20 protein-coding genes and 1 pseudogene are annotated in these 18,815 nt (G+C 64.7%); 11 read left to right on the top strand and 10 right to left on the bottom strand.

Translation table 11 applies throughout. The features are described 5' to 3' along the window. The first annotated feature begins 13 nt into the window (after window positions 1-13). The gene (locus YU3_RS0103510; RefSeq protein ID WP_084507901.1) at window positions 14-1,075 is read left to right on the top strand and encodes a rhamnose ABC transporter substrate-binding protein; all 1,062 of its coding nucleotides are present in this window, start codon (window positions 14-16) and stop codon (window positions 1,073-1,075) included. 69 nt (window positions 1,076-1,144) lie between these two features. After that, window positions 1,145-1,903: a glutamine amidotransferase gene (locus YU3_RS0103515; protein ID WP_027164943.1), complete on the top strand. Its 759-nt coding sequence runs from the start codon at window positions 1,145-1,147 to the stop codon at window positions 1,901-1,903. A 250-nt stretch (window positions 1,904-2,153) separates the two neighbouring features. Here YU3_RS0103515 and YU3_RS0103520 read toward each other — a convergent pair whose 3' ends face one another. Next, window positions 2,154-2,468 carry a putative quinol monooxygenase gene (locus YU3_RS0103520; protein WP_027164944.1) on the bottom strand — a complete coding sequence of 105 codons (315 nt, stop codon included), beginning with the start codon at window positions 2,466-2,468 and terminating at the stop codon, window positions 2,154-2,156. 12 nt (window positions 2,469-2,480) lie between these two features. After that, window positions 2,481-3,263: a glucose 1-dehydrogenase gene (locus YU3_RS0103525; RefSeq protein ID WP_027164945.1), complete on the bottom strand. Its 783-nt coding sequence runs from the start codon at window positions 3,261-3,263 to the stop codon at window positions 2,481-2,483. Between the two features lie 211 nt (window positions 3,264-3,474). On the opposite strand from YU3_RS0103525, the gene YU3_RS35950 reads away from it, so the two are divergent. Next, entirely contained in the window at window positions 3,475-3,690 is a 216-nt protein-coding gene (locus YU3_RS35950; RefSeq protein ID WP_156913304.1) for a hypothetical protein, read from the top strand. A 102-nt stretch (window positions 3,691-3,792) separates the two neighbouring features. Here YU3_RS35950 and YU3_RS0103535 read toward each other — a convergent pair whose 3' ends face one another. After that, entirely contained in the window at window positions 3,793-4,563 is a 771-nt protein-coding gene (locus YU3_RS0103535; protein ID WP_027164946.1) for a pyrroline-5-carboxylate reductase, read from the bottom strand. A gap of 182 nt (window positions 4,564-4,745) precedes the next feature. Here YU3_RS0103535 and YU3_RS0103540 point away from each other — a divergent pair, with 182 nt between their 5' ends. Beyond that, window positions 4,746-5,120 (top strand): hypothetical protein, encoded by a 375-nt coding sequence (locus YU3_RS0103540; RefSeq protein ID WP_027164947.1) that lies wholly within the window; start codon window positions 4,746-4,748, stop codon window positions 5,118-5,120. A gap of 55 nt (window positions 5,121-5,175) precedes the next feature. Here YU3_RS0103540 and YU3_RS0103545 read toward each other — a convergent pair whose 3' ends face one another. Further along, window positions 5,176-5,466 carry a muconolactone Delta-isomerase family protein gene (locus YU3_RS0103545; protein ID WP_027164948.1) on the bottom strand — a complete coding sequence of 97 codons (291 nt, stop codon included), beginning with the start codon at window positions 5,464-5,466 and terminating at the stop codon, window positions 5,176-5,178. Window positions 5,467-5,582: 116 nt separating this feature from the next. Between YU3_RS0103545 and YU3_RS0103550 the strand changes: the two genes are divergently transcribed. Next, window positions 5,583-6,470, top strand: a complete 888-nt coding sequence (locus tag YU3_RS0103550) for a LysR substrate-binding domain-containing protein (RefSeq protein WP_027164949.1) — start codon at window positions 5,583-5,585, stop codon at window positions 6,468-6,470. A gap of 128 nt (window positions 6,471-6,598) precedes the next feature. Here the strand turns inward: YU3_RS0103550 and YU3_RS0103555 are convergent, their stop codons facing one another. After that, the gene (locus YU3_RS0103555; RefSeq protein ID WP_027164950.1) at window positions 6,599-7,210 is read right to left on the bottom strand and encodes a TIGR00730 family Rossman fold protein; all 612 of its coding nucleotides are present in this window, start codon (window positions 7,208-7,210) and stop codon (window positions 6,599-6,601) included. Between the two features lie 118 nt (window positions 7,211-7,328). Between YU3_RS0103555 and YU3_RS0103560 the strand changes: the two genes are divergently transcribed. From YU3_RS0103560 to YU3_RS0103575, 4 genes are all read left to right on the top strand, one after another. After that, window positions 7,329-8,792, top strand: a complete 1,464-nt coding sequence (locus YU3_RS0103560) for a LysM peptidoglycan-binding domain-containing protein (RefSeq protein WP_027164951.1) — start codon at window positions 7,329-7,331, stop codon at window positions 8,790-8,792. Window positions 8,793-8,903: 111 nt separating this feature from the next. Continuing rightward, a complete protein-coding gene (locus YU3_RS0103565) occupies window positions 8,904-9,224 on the top strand; it encodes a metalloregulator ArsR/SmtB family transcription factor (RefSeq protein ID WP_027164952.1) in 321 nt (106 codons plus the stop codon). A gap of 87 nt (window positions 9,225-9,311) precedes the next feature. Continuing rightward, a complete protein-coding gene (locus YU3_RS0103570; RefSeq protein ID WP_027164953.1) occupies window positions 9,312-11,195 on the top strand; it encodes an ABC transporter ATP-binding protein/permease in 1,884 nt (627 codons plus the stop codon). Between the two features lie 205 nt (window positions 11,196-11,400). Then, complete coding sequence (locus YU3_RS0103575; protein ID WP_027164954.1) at window positions 11,401-11,742, top strand: hypothetical protein; 342 nt, start codon at window positions 11,401-11,403, stop codon at window positions 11,740-11,742. 99 nt (window positions 11,743-11,841) lie between these two features. Here the strand turns inward: YU3_RS0103575 and YU3_RS0103580 are convergent, their stop codons facing one another. After that, on the bottom strand, window positions 11,842-12,714 hold the full coding sequence (locus YU3_RS0103580) for an SMP-30/gluconolactonase/LRE family protein (RefSeq protein ID WP_027164955.1): 873 nt from the start codon (window positions 12,712-12,714) through the stop codon (window positions 11,842-11,844). A gap of 189 nt (window positions 12,715-12,903) precedes the next feature. Here YU3_RS0103580 and YU3_RS0103585 point away from each other — a divergent pair, with 189 nt between their 5' ends. Together YU3_RS0103585 and YU3_RS0103590 are read left to right on the top strand one after the other, a co-directional pair. Beyond that, window positions 12,904-13,602: a phosphatidylserine decarboxylase gene (locus YU3_RS0103585; RefSeq protein WP_027164956.1), complete on the top strand. Its 699-nt coding sequence runs from the start codon at window positions 12,904-12,906 to the stop codon at window positions 13,600-13,602. A gap of 75 nt (window positions 13,603-13,677) precedes the next feature. Then, window positions 13,678-14,421: a phosphatidylcholine/phosphatidylserine synthase gene (locus tag YU3_RS0103590; protein WP_245273411.1), complete on the top strand. Its 744-nt coding sequence runs from the start codon at window positions 13,678-13,680 to the stop codon at window positions 14,419-14,421. A gap of 77 nt (window positions 14,422-14,498) precedes the next feature. Here the strand turns inward: YU3_RS0103590 and YU3_RS38555 are convergent, their stop codons facing one another. The 4 genes and pseudogenes from YU3_RS38555 to YU3_RS0103610 all read right to left on the bottom strand — a co-directional run. Continuing rightward, complete coding sequence (locus YU3_RS38555) at window positions 14,499-15,134, bottom strand: TetR/AcrR family transcriptional regulator (RefSeq protein ID WP_245273412.1); 636 nt, start codon at window positions 15,132-15,134, stop codon at window positions 14,499-14,501. A gap of 94 nt (window positions 15,135-15,228) precedes the next feature. Further along, window positions 15,229-15,999, bottom strand: coding sequence for an NAD(P)H-binding protein (locus tag YU3_RS0103600; RefSeq protein WP_245273402.1), 771 nt, complete (start codon window positions 15,997-15,999; stop codon window positions 15,229-15,231). Between the two features lie 172 nt (window positions 16,000-16,171). Then, window positions 16,172-18,394, bottom strand: a complete 2,223-nt coding sequence (locus tag YU3_RS0103605) for an AMP-binding protein (protein WP_027164959.1) — start codon at window positions 18,392-18,394, stop codon at window positions 16,172-16,174. A gap of 174 nt (window positions 18,395-18,568) precedes the next feature. Next, a pseudogene (locus YU3_RS0103610) lies at window positions 18,569-18,815 on the bottom strand (IS110 family transposase); the annotation flags it as partial.

Here is an 18,815-nt window from a genome sequence, read left to right on the forward strand (position 1 = left end):
GAGGAGTAAAACAATGAAAAGCTTTCGATTAGAGCACTTTGACGCAATTCCGGACGGAAAACCGCTTCGCACTTTTCCTGGAATTGCTTTAGCCCTGCTTGCATCTGCGGTCCTGCTTGCCCCTGCTTCGCTGGCCCTTGCCGACGAATGCGCCAAGGAGCCGGTGACCGTCGGCTTCCTGCCCAAGCTCGACACCGATCCCTATTTCAAGGTCGCCCAGCAGGGCGCCGAGGAGGCCGCCAAGGAGATCGGCGGCAAGGCGATCCAGGTCGCGCCTTCGCAGGCGACTGCCGAGGCGCAGATCGATTTCATCAACAGCCTCGTCACGCAGAAGGTCGGCGTCATCGCCATCTCGGCCAATGACGCCAATGCCGTCGCGCCGGCGCTGAAGCGCGCCGCGCAGCAGGGCCTGAGGGTGGTGTCCTACGATTCCGACGTCGCCGGCGATGCCCGCTCGGTCTTCGCCAACCAGGCCAAGGGCGACAGCCTGGCCGAGATGATGCTGGAAAGCGCCTATAATCTCATGGGCGGCGAGGGCGACTTCGCCATCCTGTCGTCGACGCCGACGGCCACCAACCAGAACGCCTGGATCGACTTCATGAAGAAGAAGATGGCGGCCGAACCGAAATTCGCCAAGATGAAGCTGGTGCAGGTCGCCTATGGCGAGGAGAGCGAGCAGGTCAACCAGCAGCAGGCGCTGGCGCTCGTCCAGGCCTTCCCCGATCTCAAGGCGATCATCGTTCCGGCCGGCATCGGCCTGCCGGCCGCGGCGCGCGCGTTGGAGGAGGCCGGCCTGATGGGCAAGGTCAAGCTGACCGGCCTGGCGCCGGCGACGCTGATCTCGAAATACATCAAGGACGGCTCCGCCCAGGACATCTGGTGGAACGTCTCCGATCTCGGCTACCTGACATACCAGGCCGCCCAGGCGCTGGCGCAGTGCAAGATCACCGGCAAGGAGGGCGAGAAGTTCAAGGCCGGCCGGCTCGGCGAGTACACGATCGGCGCCGGCGGCGAGCTGGTGCTCGGCCCGGCCAAGATCGTGACACCGGAAAACCTGGCCGAGTTCAAGTTCTGATCCCGTGAACCCGGCGGGCGCTGGTCTAGGCGCCCGCCGCCTTTCTCCGATCGACCGGATGGTGCGGCAATGAAGATCCTGCTTGCGGGCGAAACCTTTTCGGCCACGACCTCTGTGGCCTCCGGCGCCGACGTGCTGACCAGCGCCGCCTATATCAACGGAGCCGCCGCCTTCAACGCCGCTCTGGCAGCCGAGGGCATCTCGGTCACCCAGATCGGTGGCGAGCGTTGCCCGGCCGAATTCCCTTACGATCTCGAAGCGCTTGCTTCCTATAGCGCGGTTGTGATCTCCGACGTCGGCGCGCTGACCTTGCTGGTCACGCCCGAAGCCCGAACGGGCCGCATCGGCATCAACCGCCTCGAAGTGCTGAAAGCATATGTCGAGGGCGGCGGCGGGCTGATGCTGGCCGGCGGCTACATGGGCTTTCAGGGCATGTTCGGCACGGCGCGCTTCCACGACACGCCGGTCGAGGATGTGCTGCCGGTGCGCTGCCTGCCGTTCTGCGATGGCCTGGAAGTGCCGCAGGGCCTGCAGGCTACCATCCTGCAGGCGTCGCATCCGATCCTTGCCGGCATCGATGGGCCGCTACCGCCGATCCTCGGCATGAACAAGACCGATTTCCGCCGCGATGGCAGCTCCCGACTGCTCGCCTCTTGCCATTATCGCGGCGCGGACTGGCCGCTGCTTTCGGTGCGCGAGCACGGCAAGGGCCGCACCGCCGCCTGGACGACCGACATCGGCCCGCACTGGCTGTCGCAGGATTTCCTGGCATGGCCGCTCTACGGCCGGCTGATGGCCAACATCATCCGATGGATATCGGGCGGATAGGTTCCCCGCTTTGACCAGTGCCGCCGCCCGACGCTCCCTGCGGGCGCTTGCGAAGCGGTCAGGCAACACGCTTCGTGCGCGGCACTGGTCAAACCTCCCTCAATCTTCGTTAGCGGCTGCTCAAGCGCTGGACCGACCTGAACTACCCGGATGAGCATGCGGTCGCCAAGGTCCGCGGCAACGACATGCCCAATGTCGACCTCGTGCTGGAGCACAGTGCGCCGGCGGATGTTATTTGGGAGTAATTGTCTCAGCTTGAAATTTGAGGTTTCGCCTTGAGGGAAATCGGATCGGTTTCGAGTAGGCGAAGCGACTTGACCATATCGGCGGTCCCGGCCTTGTATTTCAGAAAGTGCGGCGTGGTCAGATGCGCTTCATATGCTGCTTGGTCGGCATAACCTTCGATCACTCGTACCAAGTGGCTATTTTCTTTCATCGCAACCGCAAACAAAAACAGCACCCCGGGCTCCAGCCGCACCGAGGCTTCGATCTCCGCTGAGAGCAATGCGTTGAAGGCGTCGACGCTGCCCGGGTCGATCTCCAGCTCGGCCATCCTCACGATCATTGTTCGCTCCGCTTAAAGCACGCTCGTGATCCCGCCATCCACCAGCAGCGTCTGTCCCGTCACGAAGCTCGCGGCATCCGACGCCAGGAACACCGCTGCGCCTGCCAGTTCCTCCGCATCGCCCCAGCGACGCATCGGCGTGCGGCCGGTGAGCCAGGTCGAGAATTTCTCGTCGGCGACCAGAGCGGCGTTCAACTCGGTCCTGAAATAGCCGGGCGCGATCGCGTTGACGCGCACGCCGTGCTGGCCCCATTCGCCGGCCATCGACTTGGTCAGCATGGTGATCGCGCCCTTGCTCGCCGCGTAAGGTGCGATCGAGGGGCGGGCGAGCGCGCTCTGCACCGAGGAGATGTTGATGATGACACCCTTGCGGCGTGCGATCATGCCTTTCACCGCGGCGCGGCTCACCTTGAACACGCCGTCAAGATTGGTCGCCATCAGCGCGTCCCAGTCGGCGTCGCTGAAGGTTTCCAGCGGGGCGCGGCGCTGGATGCCGGCATTGTTGACCAGGATGTCGATCGGCCCTGTACCAGATTCCGAAGCCGCTATGGCCGCGTCGACCGACTGCGTGTCGGTGACGTCGATCACGGCTTCCGCCACGGTATAGCCTTCGGCGCGCAGGCGGTCGCCCGCCGCCTTGAGCTCGTCGGCCTTGCGGCCGCCGATGGTGACGCGCGCGCCGGCGGCGGCCAGCGCTTCGGCAAAGGCGAGGCCCAGCCCGCGGCTGGCGCCGGTGATGAAGGCATGCCTGCCTTCGAGCCCGAAGAGACGGCCGAGATAATCAGTCGAACGCAATTTGCACCTCATCGATCTTTCGCCGGCAAGCCCGTCGGCCGTCGCCAGCGTGCCGCGCGGCTCGATGAAGTGCAAGACTGGAGCCTGCGGCCTCTAAGATAGCGTGTCGAAGCCGCAGCGCGAGGCCCGATCCCGATACCCAGCGACGAGGATGCCCTGTGTTGTTTGAGGCAACGCTAATGCTAGAGCTTGGCTTGCATGGGCGAATCTGATGCTGTGGCTCGACAGGCTATGGGGGCGAATGATGCTCAAGTGGGGTGCTATCTTAGGCATCATCGGCTTTCTCGGCGGCTTCGTGGGCCCAGTCATCTTCACGCCGGAAGCAAATCAAGGTCCGATGCTTGGCATCTTTATCACCGGCCCGCTCGGCTTCATCCTCGGGCTGATGGTTGGCTTTGTCCTGAGGATGTTGCCCGAACGCCGCTAGGCTTCGGGGCGGGCGGTATTGGCATCGGGGCGGTCGTCTATCTCTATCTCGACCGCGTGAGCGCGCGTAGACCTTCGCTGCGGCTTGCAGGGACGCAGTGAGTTACTTGCCCGTGATGCGCTTGTGCACGCGGCCAAGGCTCTGAGCGAAGGCATCGAACGTGCCGCGTTCGGTCAGCTCGCGCAGCACCTGCTCGTTGATGCCGCCGCGCGTCGCGTAGTCCTGCGCAAGATGCATGAAGTCGGCGTCCGGAGCCGTGTCCGGCGCATTGGCCAGCGCCTTGAAGATGCTGGCGATGTACGCGCGGCTCTTGTCTCCAGCCACACCTTGGCTGTGCACCCAGGCGTGGATCGTGTCGAGGTATTTGAAATAGCTGGCATAGGTGGCGGTGACGACGCTGAGCGCATCGAATTCGTTCTGATCCTCGACCTCGATCACACCGCCCAGCCTGCCGAAGAACGCCGCCACGATCGGGTCCGGCGGGCAGATGATCGTCGCGCCTTGCAGGCAGGCGATCATCGGCATGGGCAGGGCCTTGCCGACATGTGTCGCCGGCGCGACAAGCGCGGCGATCTCCTCGTGCGACACGGTCGCAATTAGGCTGACGACGTGATGGTTCTTGCGGAACCGCAGCTCCCGCAGCACATCGCGCGCAATCTGCGGCCGCACCGCCAGCATGACGGTGTCGCACTGGTCGAGCACCGCCTGGTTGTCGGCGGCAATGCGCACATCCGGGTAGCGCGCGGCAAGCTCCGCGGCGATCTCCTCATTGCGCGGCGAGACCACCACCGGCGTCGTCTCGCCCGGCAGCGATTTCAGCCCGGTGACGATGGCCGAGCTCAACGCGCCCGTGCCGACAAAACCAAGTTTCATTGAGTTCCCGCCACGTCTGTTTCGGATCGCCGCTGACAATAGCGACGGTTCCGTTGCCGGCAAGGGATGCGAGGTCAGGTCAAAGACCGCGTCCAGACCGTGTCTCGAAGACCGGCCACAGCCGTTACGCGCAATTAAGGCCGGAACGGTACAGTCTGCTGCGTCCGATCGGGGAATGTGACATGAGCCAGCGTGCATTCATCACTCTTCTCATCCTGCTGGTGGTGCTTGTGGCGCTGTCTGCGACGCCCTTCCTAGGTGCGATGATCGGCTTCCTGTTCGGCATCACCATTGCCTTCTTCGTCGCCGGGCCGGCCATGCTGATAGGCAAGGCGCTTGAGAAAAACGGCATTGCGATATCCGGTCAGACGGGCCTGTGGGTGCTCGCCGGCTTTTATGCGTTGCTCACGCTCGCTGCAGCATTCCAGATTTGGCGCCAACTTCAGCGCCGGGAGCCCGACCAGGCGCGATCCGCGGGGCTGCGGCTGGCAGTACTGGTCGCGTTGCCTATGATCGCATGGCTGTCGGTGAACGCGATGCAGGACGCTTGGCCCTGAGCCATCTAGGCGAGTCCAGGTGCCGCCAAGCAGGCGGCGGCACCTGGACTCTGCCTCAGCGCTTCGGACCAAAACCCGGATACGGGCTGAGCGGCACGATCGCCGCGATGTCCATCATGCCGGCCTCGATCAATGGCAGGGTGGCGAGATGGCCGCGCACTTCCTTTTCGTCGGCCGCCTCGAACATCATGCCGCTGCCCGGAATGTCGCCACGGTTCCAGATCTGGCGCACGGCGCCTTGCGCATAAAGCGTCTTGCGCTGCTCGGATTCGGGCGGCAGCAGCGGCGCGAAATCGGCGTCGCTGAACTTCTGGGTGTTGCGGGTGAGTAAGGCAAAGAACTGCATGGCGATCTCCTTTGTGGCCGGTTGCCGAGGGAGATATCGCGCCACCTGGCCAGACTGTCCAAGACTGATTAGGCTATAGTTGAGACGTTCAAGGTCTTGATCCGTGGAGGCGAAAAATGCTCGACCTGCGCCAGATAAGATATTTCGTCGCTGTCGCCGAGGCCGGCAATGTCGGCCGCGCCGCCGGGCAGTTGCACATCTCGCAGTCGCCCTTGAGCCGGCAGATCATCCAGCTCGAGGAGCAGCTCGGCGTCGCTCTGTTCGAGCGGGCGAAGCAGCGCGTCCATCTCAACGCCGAGGGCAGGGCCTTCCTTGCCGAGGCCCGCGGGCTGCTCGCCAACGCGGCGCGGCTGGAAGAGCTCGGCCGCAACCTTGCCAGCGGTGCAAGCGGCAGCCTGGCCATCGGCTATGTCGAGGGCGCGGTGCATTCAGGGCTTGTCGCGGACATGCTGAAGGATTTCCGCCGCGCGCGGCCGGATTTCCATCTGCAACTCAGGAGCCGGCGAACGGCGGCGCAGTTCGAGGATCTGAGGCAACGCGTGCTCGATCTCGGTTTCGTCTATTCCCCGGCGCCCGATGGCGATCCGGATATCGACAGCATGCTGGTCCGGCGTGAGCCGTTGGTGCTCGCGCTACCGGAGGGCGATCCGCTGGTTGATGTTGCCGGCATCGCGCCCGGCCAGCTCGACGGCCGCGTCTGGATCACGGTCGTACGCCAGCCCGGCGATACCAACCGCGCGCAATTCCTGGCGGCCTGCGCCGAATCCGGCTTCGTGCCTGACATCGTTTACGAGACGGCCGATCCCTTGACCTCGCTCGGCCTGGTCAGCGCCGGCCTCGGCCTCGCGACGGTGCAGGAAAGCCTCCGCGCCGCAGCGCCAGCAGGCATCGTCTTCCGCGACCTGCCCTGGTTCAAGCGCAGCGTGGCGATCCATCTGGCTTGGCGGCGCAATGATCGAAGGGCGGTGATTGGGGATTTGAAGGCACAGGTGAGGAAAGGGTAGCGCGGCGCGCTTCAGGTCAGGCCGCGCCGAAAATGACGGATTCCGAGAACCGGAGCGGAGCGTACTTGAAGTACGTGAGCACCGGAAGCGCAGGAAGCCGCCGTCTGCAGGCCGGCCTCACCTGAAGCCTACATCTTGTCTATCACCGACTGCACCCCCTCCGTCGGGGCATCGACCGACGAGCCCGCCACCATGATGGCGGCGACGATCGCTTCCGGGTCGTTGACCACCAGCGGCTTGACGCGCTGCGCGGTGTGGATGAAGCCCTCCGCCGACATGTGCTCGAGCAGCGCCAGCATCGGGTCCCAGAAACCCTTGATGTTGGCAAAGACGATCGGCTTGCGGTGATGGCCGAGCTGCGCCCAGGTCATGATCTCGACGATTTCCTCCACCGTGCCGATGCCGCCGGGCAGCGCCACAAAGGCGTCGGATTTTTCGAACATGCTGTGCTTGCGCTCGTGCATGTTGTCGGTGATCAGCAGCTCGTCGAGTTTGTCGAGGGCGGTTTCGGTCGCCTCCTTGTTGATCAGGAAGCGCGGGATGATGCCGGTGACCTTGCCGCCGGCCTTGAGCGCGCCGTCGGCGACAGCGCCCATGATACCCTTGGTGCCGCCGCCATAGATCAGGCGCAACCCGGATTTGGCAAGTGAGCGGCCAAGTGTGTGGCCGGCCTTGATATAGGCCTCGTCGCGGCCCGGAGACGAGCCGCAATAGACGCAGACGGATCGAATCGTGTTCATGACGATGATTGGTGATAGGGACGGTCGGCGGGGTCAAGCCCAGGGGCGGGCTTTTTCTTGTCGGACTCGGCAAAACAGGCTAGACCGAGCGTTAGGTGGCTAAGGGGGTAGGGAAAGTATGGCTGTCAATCCATTGAAGGCGTTTCTGTTCGCGGCCGGCGGCTCCGTCGTCGTGGCGGGAAGCGCCTATGTTTCGGGTGCGCTCGACCCGTATCTCAACCAGAAGCCGGCGCAGATTGCCGCGCTTCCGCAGACCGACGCGAAACCGGCTGACTCCTCAAGCGCGACCACCGAGGGGCGCGTGCCCCAGGCTCCTGCAAACACGATGGCCCCGGCCAACACGATGGCGCCAGCGAACAATGCCATGGCGCCGGCCAACACAATGGCATCGGCTAACAATGAGACGGCTCCAGCCACCACAACGCCTGCCCGGGCGCCGGCCGCCGCAGCCGGGCCGACGCTGCCGACCTTCGATGTCGTTCGCGTCGAAAGCAATGGCTCGATCGTAGTCGCCGGCAGCGCCGCGCCCAACGCCAGGGTCGAGATCCTGAATGGCGGCACGGTGCTCGGCTCAACCGTTTCCGGTCCTGACGGTGCCTTCGCCATCGTGCTCGACGATCCGCTGAAGCCCGGCGACTACACGATTACGCTGCGCCAGACGGTTGGCGGCACCGCCGTCGCCTCGGCCCAGACCGCGGTCGTCTCGGTGCCGCAGAGCCCGACGGGTCAGGTGCTGGCGATGGTCGAGGAACCGGGCAAGGCATCGCAACTGATCACTGTTCCGCAGGCCGAGACCAAGCCGGCGGCGCCGGCTGCCACCGACCAGGCGGCAACGACCGCGCCGGCTTCATCCAGCACGGCCGCCGCGCCTGCCGCGGGCGACCAGGCTTCCGCTCCGGCGGCCGCCGCGGCTGAGCCCAAGATCGCCGTCGAAGCGGTCGAGATCGACGGCAGCAAGATCTTCGTCGCCGGCACGGCCGATCCGGGCCGCAAGGTGCGCGCTTACGCCGACGCCATCCTGCTCGGCGAAGCCAAGACCTCGCCGGACGGTCATTTCCTGATCGAAGCGACGCGCGACATTCCGGTCGGCAACTACACCATCCACGTCGATGGCCTGGATAGTGACGGCGTCAAGGTCGTCGCCCGCGCCGCCGTGCCGTTCGAGCGCGAGCCCGGCGAGTCGGTCGCCGCCGTCGCTCCAAGTGAAACAAAGACCGGCGAGACAAAGCCGGCCGAGGCCAAGCCCGCTGCACCGGCTCCGGCCACTGAAGCCCCCGCCAAGGTTGCGGAGGCGACGCCTTCGACCGACGTGCCCGAGACCGTCGCGCCGAAGCTCGAACATGCCGGCGGCGCGGTCATCATCCGCCGCAACGACACGCTCTGGCGCATCTCGCGCCGCGTCTATGGACACGGCACGCGCTTTTCGACCATCTATCTCGCCAACAAGGACCAGATCCGCGATCCCGACCGCATCTGGCCGGGCCAGGTGTTCAAGGTGCCTTCGACTTCGAAAGAAGGCGAGGCCGCCGACATGAAGGCCATGGGCGAGCAAATGACAGCGGCGCCGGCCAAGACGGAGTGAGGTTGGCGATTAGCCGATCTCCCCCACGAGGGGGGAGATCGGCAGTTCCGACCAATCTACCCATCCGCCTAGCTTGCCCTGCCACTCTTCATCGTCTATCGCCGATGGACGATGACCGAATCCCCCGAAACCCGCAGCACGGAAAGCCGCGCCATTGCGCTCCGCCTGGCCGCGCTTTCGCATCCGGCGCGCATCGAGATCCTGAAGCATCTTTCGGCCAGCCGCTGCTGCTCGTGCCGTGAGGTGGTCGACCATCTCGATCTCGCGCAGTCGACCGTTTCGCAACATCTGAAGATCCTGGTCGAGGCCGGGCTGGTCCGCTTCGAGGCCGATCGGCAGCGTTCGCGTTACGCGGTCGACCATGCCGCCCTCGCGGGCGTTTCCGCCTCGCTCACCCAACTCGTCGATTCCTGCTGCGCGGCTCGGAGATAGAGCCATGATGTCTTCCGAAAACCGCTCCACGCTTTTCAGCATCATGCTCTGGCGCCGCTGACCCTCTCACCCAAAAAGGCAAGACTTGTGGCCGAAAAGACCGTATCCGCCGAAGCCGACACCCTGACGACCCTGCGAAATCTCTGGCCCTATATGTGGCCGGCCGAGCGCGCCGACCTGAGAGCCCGCGTCACCTGGGCGACGCTGCTCCTGGTCGTCGCCAAGCTGACGCTGGTCGCCGGCCCCTATTTCTTCAAATGGGCGACCGACGCGCTGGCCCACGCCTCCAAGGCGCCGCCGCCGCTGCCGTCCTTCCTGCTGGCGCCAGTGGCGCTGGTCATCGCCTACAATGTGCTGCGCCTGATCCAGCTCGGCTTCAACCAGCTGCGCGACGCGCTGTTCGCCCGCGTCGGCCAGTATGCGGTGCGCCAGCTCGCCTTCCGCACCTTCGTCCACATGCATCAGCTGTCGCTGCGCTTCCATCTCGAGCGTCGCACCGGCGGCCTGTCGCGCATCATCGAACGCGGCACCAAGGGCATCGAGACGATCGTGCGCTTCATCATGCTGAATACAGCGCCGACCATCCTCGAATTCGCGCTGACGGCCGGTATCTTCGCCTTCACCTATGGCTGGAAATACGTCGCCGTGGTCGCCCTTACAGTCTGGGTCTATGTCTGGTTCACGGTCAAGGCCAGCGACTGGCGCATCTCGATCCGCCGCGACATGAACGACAGCGACACCGACGCCAACACCAAGGCGATCGATTCGCTCTTGAATTTCGAGACGGTCAAATATTTCACCAATGAGCGGATGGAGGCCGAGCGCTTCGACCGCTCGATGGCACGTTACGAGTTCGCCGCGACCAGGACCTGGACCTCGCTCGGCTGGCTGAACTTCGGCCAGGGTGTCATCTTCGGCCTCGGCACCGTCGTCGTGATGTGCATGTCGGCGCTGGAAGTGCAGGCCGGCACGCAGACGGTCGGCGACTTCGTCTTCATCAACGCCATGCTGATCCAGCTCTCGGTGCCGCTCAACTTCATCGGCTTCATCTACCGCGAGATCCGGCAAGGGTTGACCGACATCGAGCACATGTTCGACCTGCTCGACGTGCCCCAGGAGATCGTCGACAAGCCGGACGCCAGGCCGCTGAAGGTCAGCGCCGGCAAGGTCGAGTTCCGCGACGTGCATTTCTCCTACGACCCGAACCGCAAGATCCTGAAGGGCGTCTCCTTCGAGGTGCCAGCCGGCAAGACGGTGGCGATCGTCGGTCCCTCCGGCGCCGGCAAGTCGACCATCTCCAGGCTCTTGTTCCGTTTCTACGACGTGCAGCGCGGCCAGGTGCTGATCGACGGCCAGGACATCCGCGACGTCACCCAGGAGAGCCTGCGCGCCATGCTCGGCATGGTGCCGCAGGACACCGTGCTCTTCAACGACACCATCGCCTACAACATCCGCTACGGCCGCGTCGGTGCCGGCGAGGAGGAGGTGCGCAAGGCGGCCGAGCTTGCCCAGATCGGCCCGTTCATCGAGAAGCTGCCCGAAGGCTACCGCTCGATGGTCGGCGAGCGCGGCCTGAAACTGTCCGGAGGCGAGAAGCAGCGCGTGGCGATCGCCCGCACCATCCTCAAGGCGCCGCCAATCCTGATGCTGGACGAGGCGACCTCCGCGCTGGACACTCAGACCGAACAAGAGATCCAGGCGGCTCTCGATCTCGTCAGCAAGGGCCGCACCACCATCGTCATCGCGCACCGGCTGTCGACGGTGATCTCGGCCGACGAGATCATCGTGCTGAAGGACGGGCAGATCGCCGAGCGCGGCACGCACGCGGCACTTCTGGCCAAACATGGTCTCTACGCCTCGATGTGGGACCGCCAGCGCGAAGCGACCGAAGCCGAGGAGCGGCTGCGCATTGCGCGCGAGGGCGACGAGCTTGGGGTGGTTGTGCGGAGACGCACGTCGGAGGTGAGCTAGCGCCGAGACCGTTGAGGGGTGTTCCAGCGGGGTGAGACGCCGGCGTTCCCTGGAGCACCCCTCATCCGGCCGCTACGCGGCCACCTTCTCCCACAAGGGGAGAAGGGGAAGTTGCGCAAACCCCTTGACCTCAACTTACCTTGAGCTTGCAAACCCGTCTCCGAGCCTCCTGCCAAGCACCTTCCAGGAACGGAGACAGATCGAAATGAGCACCAAAAAACAACGCACGGGCAGTGTGTTCCGGGTCGACAAGTTCGTCGTGCCGGCGCTGGCGCGCGAGGAAATCCTCAGCAAGGCCAGGATGACGCATGAACTGCTGCGCCAGCAGGAAGGCTTCGTGCAGGACTTCCTGCTCGAGCAGTTTTCCGGCCCGGGCGAGTTCAACATCGTCACCATCGTCGAGTGGGAAAGCCAGGCAGCCGTCGACAAGGTGGTGCCGATCGTCAAGGCAGCGCATGAGCGCATCGCCTTCAGCGCGCAGGAAACCATCGCCCGGCTCGGCGTCAAGGCCGACATCGCCAACTATCAGCGCGTGCCGGAACTCTAATGCATGTCGCCCAGAAGTGTGCAGCGGTTCTGGGACAACGACATGCATAAAACAAAGACTTAAAGCGCGTCGCCTGAATCCCTTTCAGCGCGACGCGCTTTAAGAAGGCCATCCGGCTCCCCGCGCGGATACGGCGATGCTCAGCACCTGACCGGTGCGGGCGTCGCTGACCATGTTTTCGAAACCGCGCCATTCGGCGGCGAGGATGAACAGCGTGCCGCCGTCGGGTCCGCCCAGCATGCAGGCGAAGCAGCCGCGATCGACTTCAATCCGATCGATTTTCTCGCCGCCTTCGCGCACCCTGACACAGTGCCGGTTCGGGACGTCGGCATACCAAATGCAGCCTTCGGCATCGATGCAGATGCCGTCGGGATAGTCGTTGCCGAGATCTGCCCAGACGCGCCGTCTGGAAAGGCTCCCGTCTTCGCCGATGTCGAACGCAGTCAGCCGCCTGGCGTGGGATTCGGCGACGATCAGCGTCCGGTTATCCGGCGTCACCGCCATGCCGTTGGCGAAGGCAATGTTGTCGGCCACTTGCCGCACCGCGCCGTCCGGCGTGATCAGCACGATAGTGCCGGGTCCGAAATGCTCGCCCGGCGCCGGTGCCGGCCCGCCGCCATTGACGTAGATGTTGCCGCGCCCATCGACGACGATTTCGTTCCAGGGGTTTTTCGACAGTTGCCTGAGATCGGCATGGGTGACCAGCGTTCCGTCCGCTTCCTGCCGGAGCAGAAGGCCTTCCCGGCCTGAGATGACCAGCAGCCGCCCATCCGGCAACCAGTCGATGGAGTAGGGCAGGACCGCCGGCACCGTGAGCATGGTCTCGCGGTTGCCATCGGCATCGACCGCAATGATCTCGCCAGTGCCCCAGTTGCAAAGCCACAGGCGTCCGTCATGCCAGCGCGGTGACTCGCCGAAGGCAAGTCCCTCGGTGATGAGATTGGCTTTCCTGGCGCTGTTTGGTGACGGCATTGGCTGGCTCCTGGGCGCGTTGTCCAGCCTAGGACGGATGAGATGGCCAGGTTCCTACAGTCGGCGCTGAAAGTCATGGCTATCAGCGACGACGCCTGCTTCACCCACCCCTCCCCATTGTTGCGTTGCGGGGAGTGGGGCTTTCCGCTATTGAGGCGCAACCTGAAACAGGGACCGCCCCCAAGCCCTATGACGCTTCTCGACTCGGTCAAGAATACGTTCGTTCCGATCCATCGCGAAGGCTATCCCTTCATCGCCGCCTTCGCCGCGGCAACGCTGTTCCTCGGCTATTTCTCCTCGATCCTGTTCTGGATCGGGCTGATCCTGACCGCCTGGTGCGTGTATTTCTACCGCGATCCCGAGCGCGTCACGCCGGTCGACGACCGGCTGGTGGTGAGCCCGGCCGATGGCGTGGTTTCGGCGGTCGGCCCCGCCGTGCCGCCGAGCGAGCTTGGCCTCGGTGCGGGTGAGATGACCCGTATTTCGGTGTTCATGAACGTGTTTTCCTGCCACATCAACCGCGCTCCGGTGCGCGGCAGGATCACGCGCATCGAGCACAAGCCTGGAAAATTCCTCAATGCCGAGCTCGACAAGGCAAGCGCCGAGAACGAGCGCAACGGGCTGGTCATCGACAGCCCGAACGGCACGATCGCAGCCGTCCAGATCGCCGGCCTTGTGGCGCGGCGCATCGTCTGCTGGGCAGAGGCCGGCGGCTCGATCGCGATCGGCGAGCGTTTCGGCCTGATCCGCTTCGGCTCGCGCGTCGACGTCTTCCTGCCGTCGAACGCCGTGCCGCGCGTCGCGGTCGGCCAGACGGCGGTCGGCGGCGAGACCGTGCTTGCCGAATTCGCCGGCAGCGCTGTCACGCCCTTGGTCAGGGTTTCCTGAGCGTTGGGCGCGCCGTTCAAAAAATTCGAGGCCCATGCCAGCGGCGGTCCGCGCATCCGCGAGATCCCGATGCGCATGGTGCTGCCCAATCTGGTCACCGTGCTTGCCATCTGCGCCGGTCTGTCCGGCATCCGCTTCGCCTTCGAGAACCGTTTCGAGATCGCCGTGGTCATGGTGCTGCTTGCCGCCTTCCTCGACGGCATAGACGGGCGGCTGGCGCGCATGCTGAAGGCCACCTCGAAATTCGGCGCCCAGATGGATTCGCTGGCCGACATCGTCAATTTCGGCGTGGCGCCGGCGCTGGTGCTCTATGCCTTCCTGCTCGACCGCGCCGGCTCGCCGGGCTGGATCGCGGCGCTTCTCTTCACCATCGCCTGCGGCATGCGGCTAGCCCGTTTCAACGTGCTGGCCGACGACACCGACCAGCCGGCATGGCAGACCGAATATTTCGTCGGCGTGCCGGCCCCGGCCGGCGCCGTGCTGGTCATGCTGCCGCTCTATCTCTATTTCCTGCGATTGGGTCTGGAGCCCACACGGCCAGCCGCCTTCATCGCCACCGGCTTCACCGTGCTCATCGCTTTCCTTCTGGTCAGCCGGCTGCCGGTCTATTCGGGCAAGAGCATCAAGGTGCCGGGCGACAGGGTGCTGCCGGTCATCCTCGGCGTGGTGCTCTATATCCTCTTGCTGATGACCTATCCCTGGTACACGCTGACGGCTTCCGTCGCCGGCTATCTGCTGTTCCTGCCGTTCTCGGTGCGCGCTTATTCGAAACGGGCAAAGCTTGAAGGGGAAAAGGTGCCGCCGTCGGATATTGGCTAGGCGGCGCTTCCGTCCGGAATTTGCATGAAAACAAACAGTTGGAGCAGGTCGGCGATTCTAACAAACGCTGAGCCAGTCTAGGGTTGAAGCCCCCGGGCCAGCAGGTCACTCCAGGCGGCTGCGAAGCGTTCATCGCTGACGTCGATCGCACGCTCTCCCCAGATCGCTTCGAAGACGCGGAACATGGCGACGCTGCCGACGATCACTGCAGCCACCGCCTCGCTGTCATGCGGGCGCAATTCTCCCCGCCGCTGACCTTCCTTCAACCACCCGGCGACAGCGAGATATGTCCTCGCCATGATCTCGTCGCGTGCCTTGGACCGCAATTGCGAGAAGTGCTCGAGATCACGCCATAAGATTCGAAGCGTGTCACGGTTGGCGCCGAGCTTCTCCAGCATACCTTCGACAAGCTGTCGCGCCTTGTGATCGATGGGGCGCGGCATTTCTGCAAGCTCGGTCCGTCCTTGTCGCGCTGTGTCTACGAACTGGTCGACCGCTGCGGCAAGGAGCGCCTCTTTCGAGGGGAAATGCTTGTAGAGAGCCCCGGAGCCTCGCGAAAGACCGGCTGCAGCCTGGATCTCGGGAATGCTCGTGCGGTCATATCCGCGATCGGCGAAAAGCCGAATTGCTTCGCGCAGAATGCGCTCGCGCGCAGTCGATGGAGCCTTCATCCTGGGTCCCGTTCTGCTCGATGTTTCACGCACGATTCGCACCAAAATAGCATCAGGCGGGAAATCGAAGGCCGTCCCTCTCCGTCGCACAAATGGCGCACGCGATCGGGAACAGGGCCTCGGCTGGTCTCCGGCCTCAATGTTGCGATAACCAGTCAACCCAGCGTCTTTGGCCAAGGCGTTCAGTCGTCTCGACCAGTCCCATGGCGCGGCTCATCCTTCGGCTGACCGGGAGCGGCAACACCAGGCGGCGCAATCCGAGCGTATCGCGATATTGTCGCGCGAAGGTCGAGAACGGCATCACCTCGGGGCCTCCGATCTCGGGCCGCATGCCGCGTTCGCCATCGACGACCGCTTGGGCGAGATAGCTTGCGACGTCGCGCGTATCGACCGGGTTCGACGGCGAGCTGGGCAGCAGCCAGACCGGCAGCCATTTCAGCCCTTCAAGCATCTGCTTCAGCAGGTAATAGAACGGTGTTGCGCGGATCACCGACCAGGACAGCGGCGACGCTCTTACGAGGCGCTCGCCCGTCAGCTTGACGCGGCTATAGGGTAGGGTGCTGCCCTCGAGGCCAACAATCGACACAAAGACAAAATGCGCGATTCGGGCGTGTTGCGACGCAGCAAGCAGCCGCCGCGTGCCATCGATATCGACGTCAGCCGGGCTGGAGAAGAAGTCAGCCAGCCTCATTCCGCGCTTGGCGATCGGCGACAGCGTCGCGGCGTGAATGACGGTGTCGATTCCGCTAAGTGCTTCGTCCAAGCCGGCACCGGTTGCCAGGTCACCCTGCACCCATTCGACGGACGTTTCGGGTTGCGGTTTCCTGGCCAACAGCCTGACATCGTGGCCCGAAATTGTCAGCTCCGGCACCAGATCGCGGCCAAGATGCCCGGTACCGCCGGTCACAAGTATTTTTGCCATCACTTTACCTCGCACTTGGTGAGGCCCAAGTGAGTAAATGGTCACTCACCACCGATTGTCCACCTGGAGGCATGCGGCATGACGGCGTGGCCAGCATCGCGGTCCGTATCGTGTTGCGTGCAGTTTTGACGGGATCCGCAGCGGAAAGGCGGCGTGCCTACGCCGCCACACCCAACCCCAGCCTGTCGATCGCCAGCTTGCGCGCCGAAATATAATCCGTCTTGCCCGAGCCCAGCACCGGGATCTCATCGACCTTGATGATGTCGTTCGGCACCATCAATTCGGCCGCGCCCGCCTTCTTGCCGAACTGGCGCAGTTCCTCGGCATTGGCGTCATCGGCGGTGGTGACCAGCACGATGCGCTCGCCGCGCCGTTTGTCGGGCACGGCAACCGCCGCGTGGCGCTCTTCCGGCCACAGCGACTGCACCAGCATCTCGACGGCGCCCAGCGACACCATCTCGCCCGCGATCTTGGCGAAGCGTTTGGCCCGCCCGCGGATGGTTATGAAGCCTTCGCGGTCGATCGAGACGATGTCGCCGGTATCGTGCCAGCCTTCGAGCGGCTGCAATTCGCCGGGGCGGTCGGCCGTCATGTAGCCCATCATCATGTTCGGCCCGTCGAGCCACAGCCGGCCGCCCTCGGCGATTCCTTCGACCGGCTCCAGCTTCATGCGGATTGCCGGCAGTGGCCGCCCGACCGTGCCGTCGCGGCTGTGGATGGCGGTGTTCACAGCCACCACGGGGGCGGCTTCGGTCAGCCCGAACCCTTCGATAATCGACGCCTGGAAGCGGTCGCGGTAGGTGCGCCGCGTTTCAGGCTTCACCGCCTCGGCGCCGGCCACGACGAAGCGTAGGCTGGAGAAGTCGCCGTCCTTGGCGGTGCGGGCATAGTTGGCAAGGAAGGTGTCGGTGCCGAACATGACGGTCGGCTTCACCTTGCGGGCGACCTCCGGGATGAGTTTGTAGTGCAGCGGCGAGGGATAGAGGAACAATTTCACGCCCGTGACCAGCGGCAGGATGGTGCCGCCGGTGAGCCCGAAGGAATGGAACACCGGCAGCACGTTGAGCAGGATGTCGGCCGGCGAGATCGTGATGCGCGCCTCGGCCTGCATGGCGTTGGCATGAAGGTTGCGGTGCGACAGCACCACTGCCTTGGGCGTGCCTTCCGAGCCCGAGGTGAACAGGATGACCGCCGGTTTTGACGCCTGCTGCCGCTGCAGCGGCAAGCGCCAGAAAAGCGCGGCGGCGACCTTGTCCAGGGCCGTCACGCCGGCGCGCACGTCTTCCAGCCACAGCATCCTGGCTCCGCCCGCCTCGACCGCGGCGACGATGTCGTCGATGCCTGCCTTTTCGATGAAGGCGCGGGAGGAAACGACCGTCCTGACAACGGCGGTGCGGATCGCCGCCGTCACGCTGGCCGGGCCGGCGGTGTAGTTGATCATTGCCGCCACGCGTCCCGCCGAGATCAGGCCGACCAAGGAAAGCACCACGCCATTGGCGTTGGGCAAGAGCAGGCCGACCGCTTCGCCGGGCGCCGTCACCGCCTCGAAATGGCGGCCGAGCACGCGCGCGCCGATGAACAGCTTCCGATAGCTGAGCGAGCCCGAAATCACGTCCTCGATGATCGGGCGGGAAGCGCCGATGCGGTCGGCGGCGTCGCGCATGGCGAGGAACAGGCCGCGGTCGAGATTGGTGCCGTAGAGCCGCGCTTCGGCGAAACGGTCGAACAGGGCATTGGTGTTGGAGACCATCTCGGGGTTGCGCGCCACAAGTTCGGCGATGGTCATCGGCTCCAGCACGCTCACCGAAAGCCGCGGGAACCAGTGGCGGGGCGCTTTCTCCTTCGGCGTCAGCGACACCGGCAGGTCACGCGTGCCGGCGACGAAGATCGGCACGATGCGGGCGTCGGCCTGCATGGCGATGCGGGTGATGGCGCGGAACAGCCGGAAGGATTTGACGTCCGGCTCGACATTGTCCGGCAGATAGACGGCAAGCCGTCCCTTGCCCTTCAGCACGCGCACCAGCCGGCGGCTGACGAAGACATGCTCGGCGTTGAAGGCGATCGTGCGCGCAAGCTCGCGCCATGGCTCCAGCCAGGGCGAGCGCGCCGAGGCCTCGTCCAGGATATGCAGCGTGTCGTCGGGAAGCAGCGACAGCATCAGCGCCGGCTCGATGCGCGACTGGTGCGAGACCACGTAGATGACCGGCGTCTTCGCGCTGCGGGCGATGCGGATGCGGTTGTCGGCGATGCCGTAGGCGAGCTTGAACGGCACGTAGAGCAGCGCCTGGGTGAAGCGCAGGTCGAGCCGGAACCTTTCGATCACCGCGATCAGCAGCCAAGCAAAGACAAGGCCCGCCAGCAGCGCCAGGGTCAGGATCATGCCGCTCTCTCCCAGTCTCCTCCAGCGCGGCTCTTGAACGGCCGCTTCGAGGGCAGAGGGTAGCGGAAGTCGGGGGAAGGTCAATGTGGGGCGGCGGGGCTTCCGCTTTTCCCCTTGTGGGAGAAGGTGGATCGGCGCGATAGCGCCGAGACGGATGAGCGACTATCTGAGGTGTCAAGTTGCATTTGCGAACTCGATGCGCGCGTCGCGTGCTTTTGCATTGAGGATGACGAGCAGCTTGCGGGCGAGCGCGATGCGTATGACCATTTTCTCTTTGCCGGCGGCCTGCAACCGCTGATGGAATGCGGCCATGTGCGGATCGTATTTGGCAACGATGCGGGCAATGAGGAAGAGCAGCGAGCGCGGCCCCGCGCGACCGCCACGCACCGGCCGGCGACCGCTGCGCTTGCCGCTGTCGTTG

The organism is Mesorhizobium sp. WSM3224 (assembly GCF_000427725.1).
Lineage (GTDB): Bacteria > Pseudomonadota > Alphaproteobacteria > Rhizobiales > Rhizobiaceae > Mesorhizobium.